The organism is Vibrio sp. D431a (genome assembly GCF_030248655.1).
Classification (GTDB): domain Bacteria; phylum Pseudomonadota; class Gammaproteobacteria; order Enterobacterales; family Vibrionaceae; genus Vibrio; species Vibrio alginolyticus.
In genome coordinates this window covers 24,096-46,845 of record NZ_JAHGAP010000022.1, presented here as the reverse complement: position 1 = coordinate 46,845, position 22,750 = coordinate 24,096, and the positions used below count along the sequence as shown (strand labels likewise).

27 protein-coding genes are annotated in these 22,750 nt (G+C 40.7%); 4 read left to right on the top strand and 23 right to left on the bottom strand.

What is annotated here, in order from left to right; all coding sequences use genetic code 11:
- Positions 1–428 precede the first annotated feature (428 nt).
- From KJB35_RS18475 to KJB35_RS18430, 10 genes are all read right to left on the bottom strand, one after another.
- A complete protein-coding gene (locus tag KJB35_RS18475; protein ID WP_285469587.1) occupies positions 429–1,376 on the bottom strand; it encodes a hypothetical protein in 948 nt (315 codons plus the stop codon).
- Positions 1,377–1,638: 262 nt separating this feature from the next.
- Positions 1,639–2,439: a hypothetical protein gene (locus KJB35_RS18470; protein ID WP_285469586.1), complete on the bottom strand. Its 801-nt coding sequence runs from the start codon at positions 2,437–2,439 to the stop codon at positions 1,639–1,641.
- Positions 2,440–2,576: 137 nt separating this feature from the next.
- Positions 2,577–3,101 carry a hypothetical protein gene (locus KJB35_RS18465; protein ID WP_285469585.1) on the bottom strand — a complete coding sequence of 175 codons (525 nt, stop codon included), beginning with the start codon at positions 3,099–3,101 and terminating at the stop codon, positions 2,577–2,579.
- A 297-nt stretch (positions 3,102–3,398) separates the two neighbouring features.
- Positions 3,399–4,334 (bottom strand): hypothetical protein, encoded by a 936-nt coding sequence (locus tag KJB35_RS18460; protein WP_285469584.1) that lies wholly within the window; start codon positions 4,332–4,334, stop codon positions 3,399–3,401.
- Between the two features lie 289 nt (positions 4,335–4,623).
- Positions 4,624–4,983: a hypothetical protein gene (locus tag KJB35_RS18455; protein WP_285469583.1), complete on the bottom strand. Its 360-nt coding sequence runs from the start codon at positions 4,981–4,983 to the stop codon at positions 4,624–4,626.
- Positions 4,984–4,989: 6 nt separating this feature from the next.
- Positions 4,990–5,535 (bottom strand): hypothetical protein, encoded by a 546-nt coding sequence (locus tag KJB35_RS18450; protein WP_285469582.1) that lies wholly within the window; start codon positions 5,533–5,535, stop codon positions 4,990–4,992.
- A gap of 44 nt (positions 5,536–5,579) precedes the next feature.
- Entirely contained in the window at positions 5,580–5,786 is a 207-nt protein-coding gene (locus KJB35_RS18445; RefSeq protein ID WP_285469581.1) for a hypothetical protein, read from the bottom strand.
- 90 nt (positions 5,787–5,876) lie between these two features.
- Positions 5,877–6,425, bottom strand: a complete 549-nt coding sequence (locus KJB35_RS18440; RefSeq protein WP_285469580.1) for a hypothetical protein — start codon at positions 6,423–6,425, stop codon at positions 5,877–5,879.
- 114 nt (positions 6,426–6,539) lie between these two features.
- Positions 6,540–7,649, bottom strand: a complete 1,110-nt coding sequence (locus KJB35_RS18435; protein ID WP_285469579.1) for a hypothetical protein — start codon at positions 7,647–7,649, stop codon at positions 6,540–6,542.
- Positions 7,650–7,797: 148 nt separating this feature from the next.
- Positions 7,798–8,331, bottom strand: coding sequence for a hypothetical protein (locus KJB35_RS18430; RefSeq protein WP_285469578.1), 534 nt, complete (start codon positions 8,329–8,331; stop codon positions 7,798–7,800).
- 197 nt (positions 8,332–8,528) lie between these two features.
- Here KJB35_RS18430 and KJB35_RS18425 point away from each other — a divergent pair, with 197 nt between their 5' ends.
- Positions 8,529–9,473 carry a hypothetical protein gene (locus KJB35_RS18425; RefSeq protein ID WP_285469577.1) on the top strand — a complete coding sequence of 315 codons (945 nt, stop codon included), beginning with the start codon at positions 8,529–8,531 and terminating at the stop codon, positions 9,471–9,473.
- A 56-nt stretch (positions 9,474–9,529) separates the two neighbouring features.
- Here the strand turns inward: KJB35_RS18425 and KJB35_RS18420 are convergent, their stop codons facing one another.
- The gene (locus KJB35_RS18420) at positions 9,530–9,967 is read right to left on the bottom strand and encodes a hypothetical protein (RefSeq protein WP_285469576.1); all 438 of its coding nucleotides are present in this window, start codon (positions 9,965–9,967) and stop codon (positions 9,530–9,532) included.
- 148 nt (positions 9,968–10,115) lie between these two features.
- Complete coding sequence (locus tag KJB35_RS18415; protein ID WP_285469575.1) at positions 10,116–10,586, bottom strand: hypothetical protein; 471 nt, start codon at positions 10,584–10,586, stop codon at positions 10,116–10,118.
- Positions 10,587–10,773: 187 nt separating this feature from the next.
- On the opposite strand from KJB35_RS18415, the gene KJB35_RS18410 reads away from it, so the two are divergent.
- The 3 genes from KJB35_RS18410 to KJB35_RS18400 all read left to right on the top strand — a co-directional run bounded on the left by KJB35_RS18410 (position 10,774) and on the right by KJB35_RS18400 (position 16,269).
- Entirely contained in the window at positions 10,774–13,227 is a 2,454-nt protein-coding gene (locus tag KJB35_RS18410) for a tail fiber protein (protein ID WP_285469573.1), read from the top strand.
- A 187-nt stretch (positions 13,228–13,414) separates the two neighbouring features.
- Entirely contained in the window at positions 13,415–13,810 is a 396-nt protein-coding gene (locus tag KJB35_RS18405; protein WP_285469572.1) for a hypothetical protein, read from the top strand.
- Between the two features lie 107 nt (positions 13,811–13,917).
- Positions 13,918–16,269 carry a tail fiber protein gene (locus KJB35_RS18400; protein WP_285469571.1) on the top strand — a complete coding sequence of 784 codons (2,352 nt, stop codon included), beginning with the start codon at positions 13,918–13,920 and terminating at the stop codon, positions 16,267–16,269.
- 45 nt (positions 16,270–16,314) lie between these two features.
- Here KJB35_RS18400 and KJB35_RS18395 read toward each other — a convergent pair whose 3' ends face one another.
- The 11 genes from KJB35_RS18395 to KJB35_RS18345 form a co-directional block, all read right to left on the bottom strand.
- The gene (locus KJB35_RS18395) at positions 16,315–16,680 is read right to left on the bottom strand and encodes a hypothetical protein (protein WP_285469570.1); all 366 of its coding nucleotides are present in this window, start codon (positions 16,678–16,680) and stop codon (positions 16,315–16,317) included.
- A gap of 31 nt (positions 16,681–16,711) precedes the next feature.
- The gene (locus KJB35_RS18390; protein ID WP_285469569.1) at positions 16,712–17,140 is read right to left on the bottom strand and encodes a hypothetical protein; all 429 of its coding nucleotides are present in this window, start codon (positions 17,138–17,140) and stop codon (positions 16,712–16,714) included.
- Positions 17,141–17,211: 71 nt separating this feature from the next.
- The gene (locus tag KJB35_RS18385) at positions 17,212–17,589 is read right to left on the bottom strand and encodes a hypothetical protein (RefSeq protein WP_285469568.1); all 378 of its coding nucleotides are present in this window, start codon (positions 17,587–17,589) and stop codon (positions 17,212–17,214) included.
- 159 nt (positions 17,590–17,748) lie between these two features.
- Entirely contained in the window at positions 17,749–18,135 is a 387-nt protein-coding gene (locus KJB35_RS18380) for a hypothetical protein (RefSeq protein ID WP_285469567.1), read from the bottom strand.
- A 102-nt stretch (positions 18,136–18,237) separates the two neighbouring features.
- Positions 18,238–18,714, bottom strand: a complete 477-nt coding sequence (locus tag KJB35_RS18375; protein WP_285469565.1) for a hypothetical protein — start codon at positions 18,712–18,714, stop codon at positions 18,238–18,240.
- A 170-nt stretch (positions 18,715–18,884) separates the two neighbouring features.
- Positions 18,885–19,364 carry a hypothetical protein gene (locus tag KJB35_RS18370; RefSeq protein WP_285469564.1) on the bottom strand — a complete coding sequence of 160 codons (480 nt, stop codon included), beginning with the start codon at positions 19,362–19,364 and terminating at the stop codon, positions 18,885–18,887.
- A 16-nt stretch (positions 19,365–19,380) separates the two neighbouring features.
- Complete coding sequence (locus tag KJB35_RS18365; protein ID WP_285469563.1) at positions 19,381–19,656, bottom strand: hypothetical protein; 276 nt, start codon at positions 19,654–19,656, stop codon at positions 19,381–19,383.
- A gap of 5 nt (positions 19,657–19,661) precedes the next feature.
- Entirely contained in the window at positions 19,662–20,450 is a 789-nt protein-coding gene (locus KJB35_RS18360) for a hypothetical protein (protein ID WP_285469562.1), read from the bottom strand.
- Between the two features lie 44 nt (positions 20,451–20,494).
- A complete protein-coding gene (locus KJB35_RS18355; protein WP_285469561.1) occupies positions 20,495–20,896 on the bottom strand; it encodes a hypothetical protein in 402 nt (133 codons plus the stop codon).
- A gap of 527 nt (positions 20,897–21,423) precedes the next feature.
- On the bottom strand, positions 21,424–22,044 hold the full coding sequence (locus KJB35_RS18350; protein WP_285469560.1) for an alpha/beta fold hydrolase: 621 nt from the start codon (positions 22,042–22,044) through the stop codon (positions 21,424–21,426).
- Positions 22,045–22,384: 340 nt separating this feature from the next.
- A complete protein-coding gene (locus tag KJB35_RS18345; RefSeq protein WP_285469559.1) occupies positions 22,385–22,744 on the bottom strand; it encodes a hypothetical protein in 360 nt (119 codons plus the stop codon).
- Positions 22,745–22,750: the final 6 nt, after the last annotated feature.

Here is a 22,750-nt window from a genome sequence, read left to right as displayed (position 1 = left end):
AGGTTAAGTTGTTCTGTATTACACTCTGTCGCTAGGTCTTAGTCGCCCATCCCGAAGGATGGGCTTCCAAGCTCGCTGGTTAGGCGACAGGTTAAGTTGTTCTTTGATAACGAACCACATTACCGTAACCCCAAAAGAATGAGAGAGCGCCCAAGAGCGAGAGCTCTCTCCAAATGCACTGGTTAGGTGCTAGGGTAAGGATTCTTGAACCGCTTTGGGGTTAAGTCAGCAGCCACTTATGTGGACTGCTGATCCCGCGATGGTAAGTCGCATAGTTAAGGTTGTTCTTGTGAGGCGTTTGCCTCGATATTCTTTTTTAAACTAACATCCACCAGCATCAAACCATTTATTTATTGTTCATTATTTGGTTGAGCTCGACCCCCAACAGGAGGTCATGCTCGGATACGGTGGTTAGCCGTTGGTTAAGGTTATTCTTTTATCGCTTCAACAAGCTCTGTAGAGATGTCGAATTTTTCGAAAAACTCTTTAATTTCATCGATAGGCAAATAGGTGCTACAAAGCTTATCGTCATTAACGAAGAATGTTTTTAGCTTAAACCGATATGCTGTTTGCATTAAGTTTGATGAACTGAGAGAGAAAATCTTCTCTAGCTCCATCAGATGCTCATTGCTTTTACCTGTACAGTAAGATTCGTTTTGGATGAACGATGATCGAGCTAGAGCACTGTACTCATGATGGTTATGGTCAAAGCTCAATTCCAAGATTTCATCTATTGAACGGCTTTGTAATTGCATTGCGTATAGAAGAACTTGCTTCTTTGAGTATCCCCACTCATCCCCAGAGTACCCGTTGATGGCTTTATTCAAAAAATCTGCACCTTTTGTAGTGGTGTAGACGAAAATTTTCAAACCACCACCGAAGGTGTTTTTTGTAGTGACGACTTTTGTTTTGAATTCATGTTCTTTGGAGACTTCCTCAACCTTACTAATGATGTCAGTAGTGGGTTTTTGGTTGTATCCATACACAACGCAAGCATCATAGATGTCAGCGCCAGCTAGATTAGCTTTGTGAATAATATTTTCATACTGCTCAGCAAAGGTTGAAGGAACCTGTCCATTCATGAAATAGCTATCATCGATGTGAGTTTTAAGGATTTCAAGATGACTCTTCACTTCCTCTTCGTTCTTAATCAATAAGTCGTTTTGTAGACTTGCGATAAGACCTTGGATTCCTTCCTTGCGTTTCGATTCGATAGAGGGGCAAGATGTAATTGTTTTGCAGTTTGATAACTCATTAACGGCATTAAGGTCGTTTTTGAATTTACTCTTTAACTTATTCAGTACAGAGGCTGAACCAGCAAGGATATGCAATTTAGCAATTTTGTTTTGGACATCTTTGGGAAACATAGAAGTCATTTTGAAATCCTCAACCTGTGTTGACATAAAATTGTCATGGGAACCGTCTCATGACCACGAGAGATATACTACCACAACCACTTGGCATTGCAACGCCAATTTGGGTTTTATTTAAAAAAATCACATTGATTAATTGCCAAACATGGTAGTGTAGTTTTGGTCTTGGTGGATAGCAGACTGACCTTATTACACAGTGACCCGAATTTTTAAAGAGCTAACGCAGTAAGCGTTTAATTAAAGAGCTAACGCAGTAAGCGTTTAATTAAAGAAGGCAGTTAGGTTGCATTCTTTTGATGTTTGTTCTTTCCAGTGCCTCATGAATAGGGAGGTAAGCAGCACCACTTGTATCCTTTACTACATGAATCGATTCATCATCCATCTTTTCTCGCTTTGAGAAGATGCGGCCAATTAGTTTGTATTGTTCGTCATTGATATAGAGCGAACAGCTTTTATCTGTGATAGACACAAGGCTCTGCTTGCTAAGGATGTCGATACCTTTGTTAGCGTGCGCTAGAGCAAGGTCTAGAATAGATTCCGAATTCATCTCTAATGCGTGATAAGTGATGAAGTATGGACTGCCAATAAACGAATCATTAAAGACGCGCTTTGTGATTTCAGCGCCCTTTGTTGTTGTGTAAAAGTGGATTCGGTCTACCGTCCAGTTGCTACACATTATTTCGTCAATGACTGGTATCACAGTGCCATTTTTAATTTCATTGCTATGTCCGTACGCAATTTTAAACTTAACCTTGTGACCTTTTAGGGTTCTTGCTAAATCTCTGATTACAGACAGGATTTCGACGCCATTATTGTTGTGAAACCAAGTTACGCATGTGTCATAGATTTCACCTCCCTTGCGATTGGCTTCATCGACAATTTCTTCATAACACTTTGCAAATGCGGTAGCGTCGGGTGACCAATCGGTAGAAGAGCCAATTGCACTGTCAACCATGTTTAAAAGCTCGTCTTTAGCTAATAGAGATTCAGCTTTATTTATCTGTAAACCAGCTTCGTATCCGATTTGCAGGGCACAGATTCTATTAATCGCGTCTAACTTAAACATTTTCATAGTTACCGAATCTCTCTAGTGAGTACAACGAAGAGAATTAACTCTCAATCTAAAATCAGTTTAGGTTCTCGCCTTAGCTGATGACGGTTATAATACCACAATCACTTGGCATTGCAACACCAAATTAGAATTTATTTTGATTCTTCGCTCTGCTTCTTGCGTTCTGCACGGCGCTCTTTGCGCAATGCATCCATTGCCTTTTCTTTTTCATTCCAGCGGGTGATGTGCTTCTCTAGGTGTTCATCTTTAATAGTGATAAAGAAGTCAACCAGTTCGCGCTCCATCTGGTTAATGTAATCACGAAGATCAAAAGCACTCTTCATGCTATCTGTCATACCATTACCGCCGTAACCGTAGTAAGGAATGACTGGGCTTTCGTTTGTTGCGCAAAGTCGTGGTTTAGCTGCTTCGGGATCAAGAAACTTAGGAAGTTCATCTCCAAAACTGAACGAGTTCCAAACACGTAGCATGAAACAGTCGTACTCATTAGTAATGTATACTGCGATTTCACTTAAGTGGTATGTGAATTCGATTTCTGCCACTAAGTTGTGGTCTAGATTAATTTTCTTTGAGAACTGTGTTTCGTCCATCAACGGAAATAGGTCGGTTCTCAGGTTTTCTTTTATTACTTGAGTGATTGCTAATGAAATACTCATGGTTCTTATCCCTCTGTGTTCTCGGGTTTCATGTAGAGATGTAACTCTGAAATCTAAGTTCTTAACGCCCAAATGTTTTGAACGTCCGATTTTAACTGTTGGCAGTTATAATACCACAGCCATTTTTGTTACGGCTCGAACCGCAATTCATTCCCAGTTGGGTGATTTACTCAGGGAGATATTCAAGAGCACAGCATCTTAATGATCATTAATAGAGTCGATCCTTTGTAAAAGCTATAGTAGTTAATTAAGGGCATAGCATATATGCCCTATACAGAATCGATTATGCTCTGTGAGTTATGCTAGTAGAGCTTCAACTTCCTTTACCAATCCAAACGTATCAGGTGCGTCTGTGATTTCATTGATAGGGTAGTAAGGGGATTGTTCTTTATCAAAAGTCACGTAGTTAATGGATACGCCATTTACTCGCTTTCCGCCTCGCATAGAGAAGAAGTAGCCAACTTCATCTAAGTGATCGTTCTCACTCAATAACATGTCTGTTGATTTAACAGCAATTAATGCTTCGTTGCCCAAATCTAGGCGTGCAGACCAAGGCTCTGATTTGGTGACTAATTCATTGAACGGGTTTGCGTTCATAGGCATCGCAAAGAAGTACGTTTCTGTTGATTCAAGAGTCCAGTCGGTTTTAATACTCTTGATAACTTTACGAATTAAAGTCGCACCTTTGGTTGTGGTAAAGAAGAACACTTTTCCTTGAAACTCTTCGCGTGACTCGTCGTAAGCGCAGACAGTTTTAACAAGAATTCCTTTAGCTTCACACTCTTCAATTGCTTTGTGCATTACCTTGTCAATTTGGCACACGCCGTACTTGTATGTGTAGCTAACACAAGCATCGATAATTTCTGCGCCTTCCAAGTTAGCTTCTTCAATGATGCTTTCATATACAGAGGCATACGCAGAAGACGGTGCATTCCAATCAAACTTTGAATCTACTAATTCTTTGTGCAAAGAGATGTGTGAGGATGTTTTGTTTGCCAAGTCAGCCTTAAGGGTCTCAATCATTTCGTTTAGAGACTTAACGCGAGTTGTTTCAATTTCTTCTGAGAATGTAATTACGTCGTTCGTTAAACTATCACTCAAGATCTTAATGTCACGATTAGCGTTTTTAGTGATTTGGCTTACTTTAAGACCAGCTTTAAATGCTAAATGTAGTTTAGCGATTTTGTTCTGAGCTTTACGTGGAATCATGTGTGGAATAGAAATAGTAGACATAATAAAATCCTCAACCTGTGTGATTTGAGCTGGAACCACCCAACTCTAAAAAATGCTTGCTTTGGGAACCACCCCTTAAGCGATGTGTGTATATTACCACAACCACTTGGCATTGCAACACCAAAACTAAAGAAATACGCCTTATTAAACCAACAGCTCAATATTTGCACAATTACATTCCAATATGGAATCATCAGTTTGATGCTGGTGGATGTTCAGTTTTTTCCAGAGGTCTGGAAACAAAAAAAAAGCCCCATGGAAACATGAGGCTTAAGCTGGGAGTTTTTGCTTACATTCTGAATTCAATGCTTGAGTTGTAGATGGATGCACACACTTGGCTTCTATAAAGACCTAAATGCGATGAGGTGTATCCGATTAGATCACCATTAATCCATGAGATCCCCCGTTCATTGTATTTAACCTCAGGGAAAAATGCCGCAAAGTCAGAAAGTCCGAAGGCTCTCTCTTTAATTGTGCAACCGTCTTCCATTAGGTTGAAGCCAAGACCTTCAAGTAGATACTGGACTTGAAGAGACTTACAACAAGCATCTGTGAGGTTGCTTGCTTTCAGTTTAAAGTAGAGCAGAAACTTCTTACGCTCCCTCACCATCGCCAGTTCACAAAAGTGATAAAATACGGGCACTGTCATAGATACCTACTTGATCAATTCGAGCATTTTTAGATGCATAAGGGATTCAGCGCGTCGACCATTGAAGTAATCTAAAAGAAGCCCACACATTTTCGGATCATCGTCGTTAATTGAAATGCTAAGCTCTGATTCAATTAAGTCTGCAATATCAATAACATTCCACTTTGAATTGGGTGTTTCTTCATCAATCTCACGGATTTTGGTAAGCAAATTCTCGGACTCTAGAACTCGTTTATATACCATGGTTGGTGTGATGGTTTCGTTTGTATTCAGGTCTTTGTTTTTCTGCATCAGACCCTCTGACTCAATCACTTCTTGGAGAGTCTCAAGGCTCTTTTCACAAATGCTTGGTACTGTGTCATCTAGTTCTAATGACAGGCTGATTTCACGGTTTTCAACATCAACTTTAATGTATTCACGCTCTAATGTTTCATTCACATCAGTATCAACCGCTTCAATGTTCGAGATGACTCCTGATTCACTACATACTGTACAGTTTGTTTCAATCTCAGTCGTGTCCCATACTGAAACCCATTTTGCATTTAGATCCATTTTTTTTTACCTGTGTTATGCGGGTTACCAACCCAAAGAATTATTTAACCAGCTGGTGTTAAGGTTTTAACTGGCACCCAAGATTTACTTTCGTTATCGATTTGGATAACCACTTCACCATCAATCACTTTGGCTTTGCTGATTGAGCGGACAGGGGTGCCACCACGTAAAAATCTTGATACTTGATAGATGAAGTGTTTCCCAACAGGATATTCCTTGTTGAATTCTTCATGTGTCATTGCTTGTTGCATCTTCTTACTTGCGGTTCTTAAGACGCTCTAGTTCAGAGCGTCATTTCTAATTGGAATTATCGATTAAAGCCTGTAAATCCTTTCGAGGAATTACTTGCTAGAGGCTAATTTTTTGAGTAGTTCAATAAGGTCAGGGTTATTCACCAAATGATCAATCACTTGTTCTTTGTCATCCTTAACGTCTTTCATTTCAGATAGTAGATTTTCTTTAATTTTCTGAGATGTTAAAGGTACTCGTTTTGACGATTGATTCTGCATGATTTTGTAGCGTTTCTTTTCGCCATTCAATGTCATGGTAATTTCAAAGTACGTACCAAAGTACACTTCAGTACTTGTCCGAGCGTATTCTTGTTCGCCTAAGTACTCGAAGGATTCAAAGTCGTCCGCATCAAGATAAAGGGTTGCATTCTTGCGAATAAAGAACGCGCCACCAGCTTTAATTCCTGATTGCTCAGTGTTGCGGAAGCTAACTGTCATATTAGCAACTTCGGCGCACTCTGCATGGTTGTCACCAAACCACCCCTTACCAACGAAGCACCCTTCAAGAATATTGTTCTCTGCGTAAAATTGGATGTTTTTTACTTCATGACCAGCGACAGTGTAGTAATTTGCACCTTGAAGATCTCGGATTGCTTTCATTTCAGTTCCTTGCCTGTGTTTTATCGGGTTACCAACCCATAACGGGTGCGAGACCATCTCACACCACGAGACATATAGTACCACAAATACTTGGTATTGCAACACCAAATTGCATTAAACTAATAAGTAACTTTCACAAGAGCTACCACAGCCTTCGTTACTATCATTATCGCGAGAGGATAATTTCTGAAGCATAAACTTATCGAGTGCATCAGCTTCACCAAGGATCATCGCTGCACTCTTCATTCCTCTGAAAAAGTAATTGCCAATACTTAGAGGTTTAACATGAGCGTAAGTTTTTTCGAACCAGTCGAACGCCTCAAACAACATAGGTTTCTCAGTGGCAAGTAGTTTTAGTTTTGTCTCAGATTTTTTCCAACACGTTTGGCAGTTGCCTTCATAATCTTTAAGCATGAGTCTGAAGGGCATCATCTCCCAAAACGTATTCACATCTTGTTTATCAGCTCGCCAAGCATCAGCAAGGACATACACTAAGTTATATCTCTCTAGTTTTTTGCTGTAGTTCGTAAGCGTTGATAATTCCTTATCTGTGTAATCATAGCCTGAGCTAGTGAAGCCATTAATACGGTGTTGATGCTCCATTCTTTTGAACATATCAGGTGTCATGTCAGTTTCAGCTAACAGCTTGCGAATGTTTTTTGGCATCGTACGATTGGGTTCGTCAGAACGCATCCCGAGTGAGTGCGAACAGCCCTTCAGGTTATTTACTTTTTTATAGTGCTCGATAGCATGTTCTTTGAGACGATCAGAACAATGTGGGCGAGCCATATTGGGGATGCCGTTCTTGGCAATATGTGCATGAAATGGGTGTTTAGGGTCTTTGTACTGATGACTTCGGTAAGCGTTGGTGTAATCAGTGACTCGGTGTGTAACTCCTTTGCCGTGCTCTGGATGTGTTACTGCTTCGATCCATACGACGTTAAGCCCGAAAGCAATGTCACATTTATGGATAAAATCTAATGTCTCGTCGTTCTCACATCCAGTGTTCGAGTAAATGCATAAAACATTATGGAATGGTAGTAATTTCTTGATGAATGCAGCCATCATCATAGACGTTTCACCTCCGCTCACGCTTAGGATGATAGTCTTGTCTCTTAGGGAAGTGTTTTTGTTTAGTGCATATGAGAAATAGCTTTGGTTGTTTACTAGTGGAAACAAGTTGAAGTCTACTTGCTCCAAGATATTGCTATAGTTCTTAGTCATGATTATTACCTTACCTGTGTTAATACGGGTTACCAACCCATTATCAGCAAGAGTTTACATCTCTGCATAACAAGTATAATACCACAACTACTTGGCATTGCAACACCAATAGCGCACTATTTTTAGTGCGCTAACGTTCTAAGAGTTCTTAATCTAAGTGAGATGAGAACGGCTTGGTTTGAAGGTTTAATGCATAAAGCTTGGATTGAAGTTCGGCAATCTGCTGCTCAATTTCTGCCGCCTCATGTGAAGCCTTGCGCACTTCTTCAGTCGACAAGATTTCTTTTAGCGTCGTTTCAGGTGCGCACTGAGCATTTGCATCCCAAACAAATTCAGAGAGAGAGTAAGGGCGCTGTACGTTTTCGCCATCATGGAAAACAAAGTATGAGCCACGAACTACGAGTTCATAGTTTGAACCTGTCCTTTTTAGAGAAGCGTCTGAGCGATCATTGAAGCCAAACTCTTTACAAAGTTCGTCCAAAAGCGAATCGAAGCGTTCTTGGTCTTTCTTATAAAAACAGTTGTTTTCCTTCACCTTGAAGCCTTTTTCAAACTCACTTACCACTTTTGGAAGGTAGGTATTGAGAGCTTCAACCAAACGATTGTGTAGTGCTACATGTTCGTTTAGGTTAGCGCTATTTCGTGCAGCTGCTTCAGCCTTTAGTTCTTCAAAGTTGTTCATTTTCTGTACCTTAACCTGTGATGGGCACTTAGCCCTATTGGTGAAACTTGGGAGACCACCTCCCTGACCACGAGAGATATATTACCACAACCACTTGGCATTGCAACACTAATTTTTCTTTCGTTTCCTCTTGATTCAATTGACAATACTAAATCTTGGATTATGATTTGTGTGTTGAGCCGTATTGAGAGCGTTATATGAGTGTTACAAGTAGTAAGGTTTATAACCCTAAGCAAGTAGTAGAGTGCTTCCGTGTGTACAGGAGGATTGATGGGGTTGAGTATCAAGAATACTATAGGTCAAAAGAAGTCGCTGAGGAACGTGACGCAGAGTTAGGCTTGCTGCTTGACATGAAACACCCAATCACAAACTACAACCTGAATTTCGTTCACCCTCATAATCAATATGGCAAGGGTTATGATATAGGCGTCAATGGTGTGTATTTGCGCCTTGAAAAGTCAAAAGGCTCTGTAAAATATTACCGTCTTGTACTTAGTATTGCTCAAAAAAGCGACCTAGGGCAGTCCCATACAACAGCTTCACTCGGTAATTACTATAATGTCGCTGACTGGCTTAGTGACGCAGTAAGAAAGTCACACGCCAAGAGTAATTATAGAGACTCCAAAAGCGCTCTAAAGGAAGGTTTACAGTGGGCGCTTAGCCAAGAGGCAGCAGAATCAATTACCTCGGAGCTAGAGTGTCTGATTAAGCAGAAGGGCATATCTCGCGAAGATGTAAAGATGCACTATAGCTTCCTTGATTATGACCTTGTTTTACGCTCAATCAAGCTACATAAAGCCAAACCTTCTGGTAGCCTTTCTCTGTCTCTTAGTATTGATAACCCTTATGAAGGGCTCAAAATCCGCCGTCAAATTAAGTTCACATCTTATAGAGGGCTATTCAATGCCAGTGCTGAACTTACAGCGTACATCTTGATGTTCACTATGATTGGTGAAGAAAGCCCGTGGGAATACGCAGAAGCTTGTTACATGATGATGTTGACGAAGTGGAGAGCGGAGCTCAAGATGAATACGAACGATTCTGTCTATGAGTACAAGCAACACGACTTGTCACACCAGAATTGGTTTAAGCTTGTCAATTCTTATGGCAACAAAAAGGGAGCTAGAAAGCTGCTTAAGTAATGCAAACTACAAAAGGTTGATGCTCGCGTACATCAACCTTTTTTGCAACTTAAACACTAAGGTGTAACTTGGACACCGCCGACTTGAATAAAAAATGAATCGGTTTTAACGGGTTTAATCACGCGACCAGAAATTTCCCAGTTTGCACCTGTTGAAACCTGATCGACATCTTTTAACTTAGCGATTTCGGGTACTCTATGTGTTTTGAAATTCGATACTTTAGCAGCATTGAGCTTGTATTTAGCTTCATTTAGCAGGTAGTTGATGCAGTTATCCACCGCCTGCTCACGAGATGAGCCTGTGAAACGACGCTTAAAGGTGAATTGTCCGTTAATTTGCACATCAAAGTCGGTGTCAATCAGCACTTCTACAGCATATTGGCTCTCGCTAGCCAATCGTTGTTCATGAACTTTGTGTGCAAGCTCTTTAAGGAATGGCTCGTCACTTGCGTTGAGTTGTTTAATGAGCATATCGATTTTCGATTTTGATTCCATGACTTCTCTAACCTATGTTTTTTTGGGGCAGAACCACTGCCATCAGTTTTAGCTATAGCGCCACAAAAATGGCAATAATACGAACATTTTTTCGAAAACAATAAGCCAAGGTTTCTACCTTGGCTTGTGTGTTTAATTACGCGTTAAGTTAAATTGAGCCAAATACGATGTAAGAACCTACATCGTTAAGAGCTTTTTTAGAAAGGTAGTGTGTAACGCGCACATTTTGGAATTCTTCGTTTAGGTATTTGTAAGTAACCTTGGCATCTTCAATCTCTGATGCCACAACGATCTCGCCATTTTTCTTGCTTTCAAACTCAATAGAAGCGCTAACAAGGCATGTGTAAGAGTTTTTGCTGTTTTGCTCACAGTCACCAATGCTTAAAGATTCAACGTGAGGAATAACGTTTGTGTCCTTGTAGTCAGCAATAATCTGAGCTTCTACTTTATCTTCATCTGGAGAGATACCACCACCAGAAAGTAAAACTACAGGTGTCAATGCCACAACAGCTGCAACGGGAATTGCTTTTAGAGGGTTTTGTTTAGCGTATTCTAAAAGTTTTGCAGGAGTATTTTTGTCGATTGATGAGATTAGAGTTTTAAAGTCTAGCTTTTGCATAATATATCCTATACCACTGAATAATAATTAATTTATTGGGTCTTACCCCTGAGTACGAAAGTATAATACCACAACCATTTGGCATTGCAACACCAAATGAGGATTTATTTTTTCTCTTCTATATGACGGTTGTTTATTAGCCCAAAATTGATAAGAGAGCCTTAAAATTTTACTCTAAAAGAAAAACGTGAGAACTAAAAAAGGTTTTGTACTAATCGAGGCTATCTTGGCTGTATCCCTTGTATCAGGCTCTGTGCTTATGAGAGCGCAATATGAGAAAAGGGAAAATGACAATGCTCAATACAGGCTCGTCGGTAGAGAAGTTTCCAATATAGTTGCTGCTATAGATAAAAGAGTTCTTCTTGATGGGATTGAAGGCAGAACAACATGGGATGGTCAGTGGAATGATACCTCGTCAGTTATGGAATCATTTTCTAAAGAGTTGATTGCCAAAGATAACCCTGAGTGTGGCGCGGCTGATGGTTGGCACCCTAATTTAAACGAAAACAAAGACGTCGCATTGATTTCATGCGAGATGAACCGTGGGATTTTTAAAGGCTTCAGCCTTGAATCAGAACGCGTAGGCAGTGGTAAGCTACTACAAGAATGGAACTTCACTCTTTACTCAAAAGACGAAAGGTTCGACAAGATGTTTAACCAATATCAAAGAGTGCTAAATTCGGCGAAGCTTGCAGATGCGGTACGTGTGACTGGCGCTCATGACTACCGACTCATAGATCGAGTAACCAAAGAGTCGATAACGTCTCAACGATGTTTAACTCTGCGAGAACGCTGCGGTATTCAAGCCTCCTTTAAGCTTAATAAGCTAGGTATTGCTGAAGACTATCACCTACGAGTAAATGGTGAGAACTCAATGCGTAACAGCCTTACTTTCGCTAGTAATGCCAAGCCTGCGGTTTGTTATCGTTATGACTCGTCAAATAAGAAAATTGATACTACGTGTGGTTTGGAGTACGACATAGCATCAGAAGACTTGATACTAAACTCTAAAGAGGTATCAACGGGGTCAATTCACATCACTGCTGAGAATAAGGATGACACACTCTCACCTGTATTCTGTCAGGACACGGATTCAAGTGGTAGGCAGAAAAAGGTACTTTGTGGGATTACGGCAGTACAATCAGGTGCATCTGTATATGCTGAATCTTACGTTAATGCCGTGAAAGCTGATCAGTACATTCGCCTAGCTAAACAGGGTGGAAGTGGCATAGCCTTTGGGGTTGATAACAAAGGTGATTTGACGACAGCTGGCAATGCAAACATCGGCAAAAGTGCGACAATTAATGGTGCACTCGTAGCTAACGGGACATCAACTCTCAAAGGTGATGTTACAGCAGAAAAAAACCTTACTGTAAAAGGCTCGCAAACAACACTAGGCAACACGACAACTAACGGGAATGCTTTAGTTAAAGGGGCGTTGACTGCTGAAAAGGATGCAAGGGTTAAAGGTAAGCTGACTGTTGATAATGATGCAATTCTTAACAGAATGCTCACTGTAGCTAGAGATGGTCATTTTAAAGGTGCTCTTGATGTTGACGGGGCTTCAAATGTAGACGGTAACACGACTTTAAAGGGTACGTTGAATGTAGCTAAAGACTCTTCGCTAGCGGGTAATTTGGTTGTAGATAAGAGCGCAAGAGTAAAAGGTAACTTAACTGTAGATTCCAATATCCACACTAGAGGAACAATGACGGTTGAGCGAGATGTTATTGCTAAGAGCAATATGATTGTTGAAAAGAGATTCCAAGCGAAAGGTGGTGTCGATATTTTTGGTGATGGTAGCATAACTGGCAACTTGACCGTTGGGCGAAACACCAACCTTAATGGATCTCTCACAGCAAAACAGGGGCGATTCCTTGAGCAAGTGTTTATGGATAAAGGTGCAACTGTTACAGGTAATGTAACTGCATCTGGAGACGTTAAAGGTAGAAATGTAACTGCTACAAATGACTTGGTGGCAAGTAACGAGGTAAGAGCAGGTAAGATTTTAAGAACGCCGCGTTCTGAGAACTCTCTTACTTACACTGATAGGCTATTCATGAAGCAATTTAAGTCTGTTGGTCAATCGTGTTACGCAGGTGAAGTCGCAGTAACAAGTTCAGGTCACATGCTTAACTGTGTTAGTGGTAAGTTCGTTGCAAGAACAGCTGCTGCGTCCACCAGCTCAGCTGGTACGGTGTCTCTTTCAAACTCGGTTACATCAACATCAACAACTGTCGCTGCCACATCAAGGGCTGTTAAGACGGCTTACGACAAAGCTCTAGAGGCTAAGAAGCAAGCTGACAATGCATTAAAAGCACCAAAAGGGATGAAATGGGTCAAAGTTGCTGGTTCTGACGGGCAGGGAATGACTATTGGTAACGGTAAGCGTGGTACGATCACCTTTAAAGGATTGGGTATCTCAAGTTGGATACATGGCAAATACCAATATCGAATTGAGTTTAGGACTTCCAATGTGAATGCAAATGCGAATACAGGGGAATGGGGATTTTGGGCGACAAACTGCCGAGAAATCACCACCTTCATGAAAGGGCCATTCTTGCGGTGTGATGTCTACGGACATGCAGCTGGTAGCGCTAGAGGTAGCTTGTCAAAGATTGCAGTTTTTCAGCTGAAATAATTTTCAAACATCATATAAGAGTCGGACTTCCGGCTCTTTTTTTTTATTCTGTTTTCTATAGAACCAGATGTGGTTTTATAAGTTATAACCATGGATTTGATCACGGTTTTTAATAACGATTTTAATTACTTATATAAGCCTACTTATGATGTTCTTTGTTTCATTGAAATTAGTTATGGTGGTAGTTATGCGTAAATTGACTCGCAGCGAGAAAGTCCTGTCTCTGTTCGGTCTCGTTGTTCTTTTGTTAGGTGCTTATGTTCATGTCACAAACAATAACTCGGTTGTGAGAAAGACCGTTGAAAGCAATAAGATTAAAACTCCAAATGAACGAGTCGCTGAGGCAAACTTATATGCTCTGTGTGCTCAACGTTACAAAACAACTGGACAAAGCTTTAAGCATGACGTCGCATTGAAAGACGCCCAAAACATTAAGAGCTACTTACTTAAGCAGAGGGGGATGTCGGCAGCGACCTTTAACGAGCTGACAGTGGTAGCGCAAGCCTCTATGGTTGGTTGGGATAGGGAAAAGCTTTTAAGCATCTGCGATGAGAAATATGGCTATTTAGACGCCACTCGATAATGTTTAGCAACTAGGACTTATCTGCATACATCTTTAAGGAAATCTTTAAATAACACTCATCGGTTGAATTGATACCAAGCTCCCGAATTAATATCCTTAAAGAAAAAATGAAATACAAAAAAGGGTTTGTTCTCATTGAGGCGATTCTGGCTGTATCCCTTGTATCTAGTTCCGTTCTACTGAGAGCTCAATACGAAAAGAGAGAGAATGAGATCGCTCAATACAGGCTTGTAGGGAAAGAGATTTCCAATATTGTTGCCGCGATAGATAAGCGGGTTCTTCTTGATGGTATTGAGGGGCGTACAACTTGGGATGGTCAATGGAACGACACTAACAAGGTTTTGGAAAACTTCACAAAGGAGTTAATAGCCAAGGACAATCCGGAGTGTGGCGAACCTGACGGTTGGGAGCCCAATCTAAATGAAAACCGAGATGTTGCACTTGTTAGCTGCAATATGGATAGAGGTTTGTTTAGGGGCTTCAACCTTGAGTCCAAACGCGAAGGAGAGAACAAGCTACTTCAAGAGTGGAAGTTTACTCTATATGCCGATGACCAAGACTTTAACAAGATGTTTGATCAATATGAGCGTGTTATCAACTCAGCTAAGTTAAACGATGCTGTGCGCGTTACAGGAGCTCATAACTACAAACTCATCGATAGAGGAACAGGTAAAGAGATTTCGATTGGTCGATGCTTTAATTTGAGAGAGCAGTGCGGAATTGAAGCTAGCTTTACTTTGAATAAGATAGGTATCGCTGAAGATTATCACCTTAGGGTTAACGGTGAAAACTCAATGCGTAACAGCCTCACTTTCGCTAGTAATGCCAAGCCAGCGGTTTGTTATCGATATGACTCATCAAATAAGAAGATAGAATCAACTTGTGGGCTAGAATACGATATTGCGACAGAAGCTCTATCTTTGAATGCAAAAGACGCCTCAGTCGGTTCGGTATATATCACAGCAGAGAACAAGGATGACACACTCTCACCTGTATTCTGCCAAGATACAGACGACAGCGGAAATCAAAGTCAAACGCTGTGTGGGATGACCGCAATTAACTCCGGCGGCTCAGTCCTTGCGGAAGCTTATGTAAATGCAGTGAAAGCCGATCAATTCATTAGATTAGCTAAGAGTGGTGGTTCCGGTGTAGCATTTGAAGTTGATAAAGACGGAGACTTATACACAGCTCGTAATGCTGAAGTTGGTCAAGACTTAACAGTGGCTGGGAAAACAGTTGCCAAGGGTGATTTTACAGCGGAGAAGAATGCTACGGTAAAAGGGCGACTCACTGTAAATAACGATGCTGTCTTAAACAAACTTCTTACAGTTGCAGGCAATGCACAATTCAAAAGCGCCGTGGACATTGATGGCAACACGAATATCGATAGAACCTTAGTCGTAGGTCAAGATTCCACCTTTAAAAGTAACGTAGTTGTCGACAAGTCTGCTCGTATCAAGAATAGTTTGACGGTAGACCAGAACCATTACACTAAAGGTTGGATTACTTCAGAGAGGGATATTACCGCGAAGAACAACCTTATTGCTGAAAGAACTCTTTACGCCAAGCAAGGTGCTGATATTAGAGGGAATGCTCTTGTGTCAGGAGCTATGACTATAAACGGAAATGCCGTTGTTGGTGGCGATACGACATTAAATGGTGGTCTTACAGCTAAGCAAGGTAGATTTTTAGATAAGGTCTTCATGGATAATAGCGCGGCTGTTAAGGGTAATTTGGATGTTACACAAGATGTTAAGTCGAGAGATTTACTGGCGACTAGAAACGTTTCTGCAAACGGTGAACTTAAGGCAGGTACAGTCCTTAGAACTCCGCGAGCTGAAAGTGGGCTGACTTACACAGATAAGCTATACATGCGTCAGTTTGCGTCAGCAGGACAGTCATGTTATTCAGGTCAGATAGCCATGACAACATCTGGAACTATCCTTAGCTGTGTTTCTGGGAGACTTAAGGCTACAGTAGAGGGGGCAACCTCGGGCACCGCAGGTATTGTGACCTTGTCGGACTCTGTTACCTCAACATCAAGTTCTGTAGCTGCTTCGTCCAGAGCTGCCAAAACAGCCTATGACAAAGGTGTTGAAGCTCTTAACTTAGCTAAGAAAAACGAGGCAAACGCTGGTGGCGGAAGCTTTGCTATATACAATGCAGGCACGGGTGGTACACCTAGCGAGATTGATTTTAGCCGCGCCTCTAAAAAGGACGATATAAAGCAGATGATGTTTAAAGTAAAAATAGGGGCGGACCCCGGTTATTACCTAAGTACGATGCATGTTTACTTGCCTGATTGGAAGATTGGTGAGACGTACAGCATTGGTGATGGTAACGACAAAAATAGATGGGGTTACATCAATATAACTAGGGCATCAAAGTATAAGTTCACAATCACGTACTCACGTGACCACAGAAGCCCGACAATATATAACGTTAGAGCTTTCACTTAAGAAAAAGACCGGAATGATTCCGGTCTTTTTAATGTCTAAGATGTCTTAGGAAAGACCTAGACTACAGTTGATGCATTGGTCTTTGTTCGGATTGAAGTTCATGTTTCCTGAGTTAATGATCAGGGTTCTCGGCTGTTGACAGTGAATACACTCAAAATCAACAATATCGCCTATACCTCGTTCTGGTTGCTTAATAGAGCTAATGTCAATCAAAGTATCAGGTTCCCATATATGACCACACTCAGACTCTGAACATTTGCAAATTTGTCGTGATGACGGGATAGCGTCTTCCTTAGTTTCACCAGTGAATACACCATCTTCAAATGTAGCAGAGAAGTGAACTTCAGCAATGTCCGTAACGGTGATTCTTCTTGAACTACAAACAGGACAACAAGTGTTTATCTCATTCATTTTATTGATTCCTAACAGTGCTAGTTTGGTGTTATCGCTCTGGTAGCACAATGTCGATACATTGACTTGAGTTAGTGATGAAGTTGTTATAATCAGCAACCTTGCCTATAACTCGCTGCCCTTCGGAAAGCTGATTGTACATACTCTCGGAAATATCACAATCGAACCTTAGCTTTGAATTGGTCATACGTATAACTACGTTGAATCTCGCAGGGTAGGTTACGGGTACTTGTCGAGGGTACAAAGTTTTGTTGATTGTTGTGAAAGTGCTAATGGTTGTTTGGTATCCAGCAGAATAGTTTTTACGAATTACATATGCCGGAGCATAGTTTATGTACTTTTTACCAGCGATCGATTCATAAACTTTTGCATCACTAGGTAAACTAATTATGCCAGCAATGTGAAGTAGGGCTGTTAGCGACCATGCCAATGCAGCCAATACGCCTAATTGAATTCTCATACGGTCTATTATTTTGATTGATAGGAAATTGCGGCTAAAAAGCCACAATTCCATATTGGGTGACTTGATTGTTATGCGCAGAGAGAAAGAAAGAATGAGCCTGCAATTAGCTTGTATCTGTTAACATCAAGTGTCTTTCGAACGTCAATTATTTCTTGTAGAGTCGGTTTGCCATAATGAACATTTTTAATAGGGATACCGTCGAACTCATAAAGCTCTTTGCAAATTTCCTTTTTCTTTGACGCTATATCTCTTGCTGCCTCTTGCATGATTGCATCAACCAATAATTCACCGTGCTGCTTAAATGCAGTCGCAAGTTCTAAGCCCAGTTCTTTCATCGGGTATGGGGAATCGACGAAACCTAGAGTAGCTTGTTTGATAGCCTCAATTCTTTTAAATTCTGTTTCATTTTGAATCAGTTCTTGGAGCTCTTTTAATGTACGACTCATAGAGTTTAACCTTTGCCTGTGATTTGTTTAGCGGGTTACCAACCCCCTTAAAGTACGAGCTATAATACCACAATCAGATGTCATTGCAATACCAAGTTGGATTGGTAAACACAAAAAAGCCCAGAAGGGATCTGGGCATCTTTAAGATTAAGGTACTTTTTACTCTGAGAGATTCTTGAAGCCAATATAAGCTAATAATGCGAACATACAAAAACTAACAAGATCTAACCCCCATCCGTTAGACAGGAACTGAAAGATGTAGTTGCTATCTTGTACCTCGTAAACAATCCCACCTGTCTGTGTGAAAGTTACAGTGATCACTAGGATGACAAAAAACAACAAAGCGTTTGTTGTTCTTCGGATGAATAGCCAAAACCCACCACCAACAATCGCTAAGTAGATTGATCGCATAGAGTCAGAGTAATCAACAATAAAATCAAAAAGACTGAGTCCTGTTATCTGCATTATTAGCCACATATAGGCAACAAAGGCAAAGATAGTGGCAAAGCCAAAAAGCTTAAAGGGATTAAAGTCGGTATCTTTCATTTTTTTACCTGTGTTTGTAACAAAGACCACAACTAAGCTAATGAATTTCTAGTGTAACATCAATGCTTTTTATGGTTTTCGTTTGCTGCCATTACCAGACAGCTAATTCGTAATGTGTTGTTTCGTTGATACATAACGACCATCTTCCCCCCGATCGTTTCTAATGAATATGCCACCAGAGAAGTGCTTATAAGCCGTTGGAGCTGGAAGTCCGCAGTGTCCGCGATATTCAGTAATACGATCCCTTACGGAGTGGCATAGTTCGTCTAGATCTGTATCTCTTGGGCAGTAAATGGTTAGCACTTTGTGGATCTGCTCCCTTCTGTGCGGTGTGTCTTTGATTTTCGTCATCTTTAAGCCTTTTGCTGTGATTGCTTTAAAGCTTATATCTCGGTTTAAAAGGTAATCATAAAGACGGTCACTCAGGAAACGCACATCACTAAGGTTTCGACCTTGAATAGAGAGCTTCCAGCCATCACTTTCTTTGTAATTGTCTGGGAAAATCTGAAGGAAGTTTTTAGGGAAGTAGGTGAGACAATCAAGAAAATGTTCTTTATTGATGGATGGTTCTTTTTGCATAGATCTTCTCATTACGGTGTAAGCAAAAAGCTCACTATGAACAGTGAGCTTTGGGGGAGTTTCTATTACTCGGCAGAAATAATAAACGCAGAAGCGTTTTTCCTTACTGGCTCTCCTTCTTTGAATTCTATGATGAATCCAGTTTCTGGGAGCTGAAATCCACCTCTACGTTAGTAGTTGGCAAAATGATTGCTTAGCGGCACGTCACCGTTACGTGGCATAAGTGAGAAATCCCAGTTATGACCATCATATCCGCCTGAGGAAACAAATCTTGTTAGTTCCTTTAGGAAAGCTGGTTTAGGATCGTCAAAGTTGAAATCCTCACCACCATTCAAATCTTTTAAATCAAGAAGCGATGAAGCCTTATCAACAAACCCAAGTAGCTGAGAGTACTTGTAGTGGCTCTTAATATAATCAAAAAGGTAACATACGCTACTCAAAGCCTTTGCTTTTTCGTATTCGACTTCCTGTAGAACACCTTGTAGCTCAAAGCCTTTTTGAAGTAATTGCGAAGTGGCCGAGCGAGAGCAATTATGTGGAAGTGCATTGGTGTTGATAAAGTCATAGCTGTAGGTTAAACACACTCGGTTTTCGGAGTATGGAACCTCGATGCTATTAAGGATCTGAATAATTGTATCTTTGTAGGTCATTATCTTAACGCCTCACTTACTGAGTAACTTGTAGAACAACTTGTAGTACAGGAGCTTGAAAGTCTTCTTCCAAATGAAATTTCCCAAGGTCACTGGATTTGAATTCATCAAGTGCAGATTTTAGATCTTCTCCAGTGATTGGGTAGGCAATAGCGCCTTCTTTATCAATATCTTTTTTACGCTTAGATAGATCCATAAGGATGATAGCACCAAAGGGTCTTTGGTAAGTTTGCATAGCAAACTCAAGGAACTCTAACTCTTCCTTAAGTTCAGAGATTGTCATTAACATCATGTTGCCTATTTCACGGGGTGATCAGTACTAGGTTGAAGTTTTACAGCTTCAGGAATAAGCACATCAATAACGGAATCAGCGTTAAAGATGTAACCATCATGACGCAAGTTAGTTGAGATTTGCTCTGCATATTCTTTTGCTTTCTCAAGTTCATCAGCTCGAAAGTAGCATCGGTTTGGGATATTGATGTTAAACCAGTTTGATACAGTAAGAGCTGTACTGCCATGGGCACCAGAGAGACCGAATGTCTGCACTACATAACGTGGTTCGTTGATTTTTGTGAACATTAAGCCATCGATAACCAGCATAGTGTCAACTTTACGCATAATACGTTTAACAACATCATCGCGGTTATCTTGAGACCATACACGGTACTCAGTCGTATCCTTTGTGTTCTGAACTTCTTTGAGCCACATATTACACGGTGAAATTTTGGATTGTTCATCCCAAGCTGCGCTGACTTCATGCCAGATGTTATGGAATGGTGCCTGAGCTCCGTAAGATGACCATTTGTAATCTGAAATGTCGGCTGTTAGCTGTTTGACAGTCTCAAATTCGACCTTTGAAGGTTCTGAGCGAGCAGGGGTGTGGTAATCAAAGTCCCAAAGGGTATCATTGAATAGTCGATACTCTTGTGACCCGTTTCGGAACGCCACAGGAGCATCTGAGCTCAAAATCTCAGGAATGTCCACTTGGATAGAGTCTCGTACGGCTACTTCAGTGGGCTTGTGGCAACGTGGTTTGATGATTAGTGCGCGGTAAATAAAGTCGATGTTTAATGTATGCTTTTTCATTGGGCTTCCTAGGTGCGCCATACTGGGCGCACCATTAAAGTGAATTAAATTAGAGACAAGCCGAGTTGTTCGTTGTAGTAACGCTGAGTAGAGATAGCTCTTTTTTCAGTCTCTTGCTTTAGAAGTTCGGTTACCAAACTGATGATTTTTTCTTGGCTTGACTCAATTGCATCGAAAGTTGTTTTTTGATCGCCAAACTTAATTACGATTTTGCTACCCTTCGTGGTGATAATCTGAAGCAAGCCTTCCCAATCACTGTTTAAATTGCAGTATGGGGAACGAAGGATGTTCGAGCCTTTGTGTGTAAAACAACGTTGCTTGAAGATGATTTCAATCCAGTTGACAGCTTGCTTTGTTGTCTCCTCAAGATACGAACTAACAAACTCTTTGAACGTTCTACCATTTCGATGAGTGTACGGGAGTTTAGAGTGCTCTAAAGTTTCCATTATTTTGCCTTACCTGTGTTTAATTCAATGAGAACCACCTCATTGACTACAAAGCTATAGTACCACAACCACTTGCCATTGCAACACCAATAACAAGTAAAAGGCAAAAAAAACAGCCGCATTCATGCGACTGTCTCATTATCGTGCATTATTTCGAACTACAGGCACTATCCAGAGTTAGAAAATTTAAGCGTCTCAATACTTTTGATAAGCTGAATGAGTTGATTTTTTTTGAAATATTGTAGTTATTTACATCAAATAGCATTTTGTTATTACACTTTGAACATTTGAATTTGTGCCACTTTCGCATTGAAATGTTACGCTCAAATTTGGTGCGACCACAACGCCTGTAAACTGTATTTCGATTACAGTGGGGGCAATTAGATTCAATATTCATCATGGTTATTATCCTTTGTTCACCAGCTAAAGATAAAGCAGTTTAGCAAGTCGAGGAGATCCCTAGCATTTCTACTCGACAAGGGGGATAGTACCACACGCACTTGGCATTGCAATGACAGCAATAGCAATCAGTCTCCTATAAACCTGTTTTCACTAATAAAGTTGTAAATTTGTGTTGCTGTTGTTTTTGCGTAAACCAGACTGGTATGGCTAGAGTTAAGAACAATGTGATCATGCAAGCCGTCAATGATGGTCTCATCTATAGTGATAGTGCCATCGCTCGCTTCACGATCCCGTATGAGAACACCTCTTAGTCCGAGTGGTAATGAGCCAGAGATAGAACCTAGCCTTGTCTTACTGTTCCACCTCCTAGGGGACACCTTTAATCCGACATCATAAGAGCTTCCTAGAATACTTCCTATGCCAAGCTCAACAATACGCTCTGCGATACTGGCTCCTGCGAGTGGACTTCCTAACGTGACGATGTGAGATAGTTTAGATTCTGGGAGATTTCTTAACTCAGCATACATCACAGAGAGAACACCTCCTAGGCTATGACCAACTAGAACATTCACCTTATCATTGGACAAGGATTGATCAATTTTTGCGTATATCAAATCTAAATCTATGCACAATGAGTTATAGCTAATGATTTCAGTTTCGAACCCTAACTTTTGTAGCCGCATTGCCAAGGGCTGCATTACAACACCATGCATATACAACCCGTGCAGTATGATAATTTTTTTCATTTTTTTTGCGTCCCCAGATCTGTCATTACACATTGAAAGCTAAGATATTTCATTTTTCGATACAATTCTAAAATTGATCTGTATCAGTTTCGACACAATAAAACAGCGTTCGATAGATTGATCTGCTGAATCGATTCAAGTATATTTCTTCCGCACTCCGCTGAACGATGCAAGGTTTCTGGCTGATACTATGCTTTGATTCTGTCTGGGGAACCAGACTGGAGAAATGGATGCAATGTGCAAGGACGCGCTTTAATAACGATCCCTGTTTCGGAGTCCATTTGCCGAATACAAAAATAGCCGAGCAAGCTCAGCTATTGGTCGATGAAGAAATTCTACCTTAGTCTTTTTTTGTGTACTTGAAACATGCACAATCAGATCGCAAATCACTAAGAGCCTTTCTGACTTTGCAGGCGCGTTCAGACATTGATTCTCCCATCATAAACAAGTCGCTAGCTGTCTTCTCAACAGCTCTTGGCAGGTTTGTTTGTTCCATATACACTCTTCCGGAAACTTCCGCTACGATCTCTCTTAGTTCGTCTTTTGTGTATTCTTCGTAACTTGAGATCAATACACAGCCAACATTGCACTGATCAGTTTGTGTTTTAAGGGAGTCTTTTTTCGTTTCACTACTATCCTGATTGCCATTAAGCGCTTGCTCATCTTTGAGCAAAGGTTGAATTGGGTGTTTTACTTGCATGTGGTT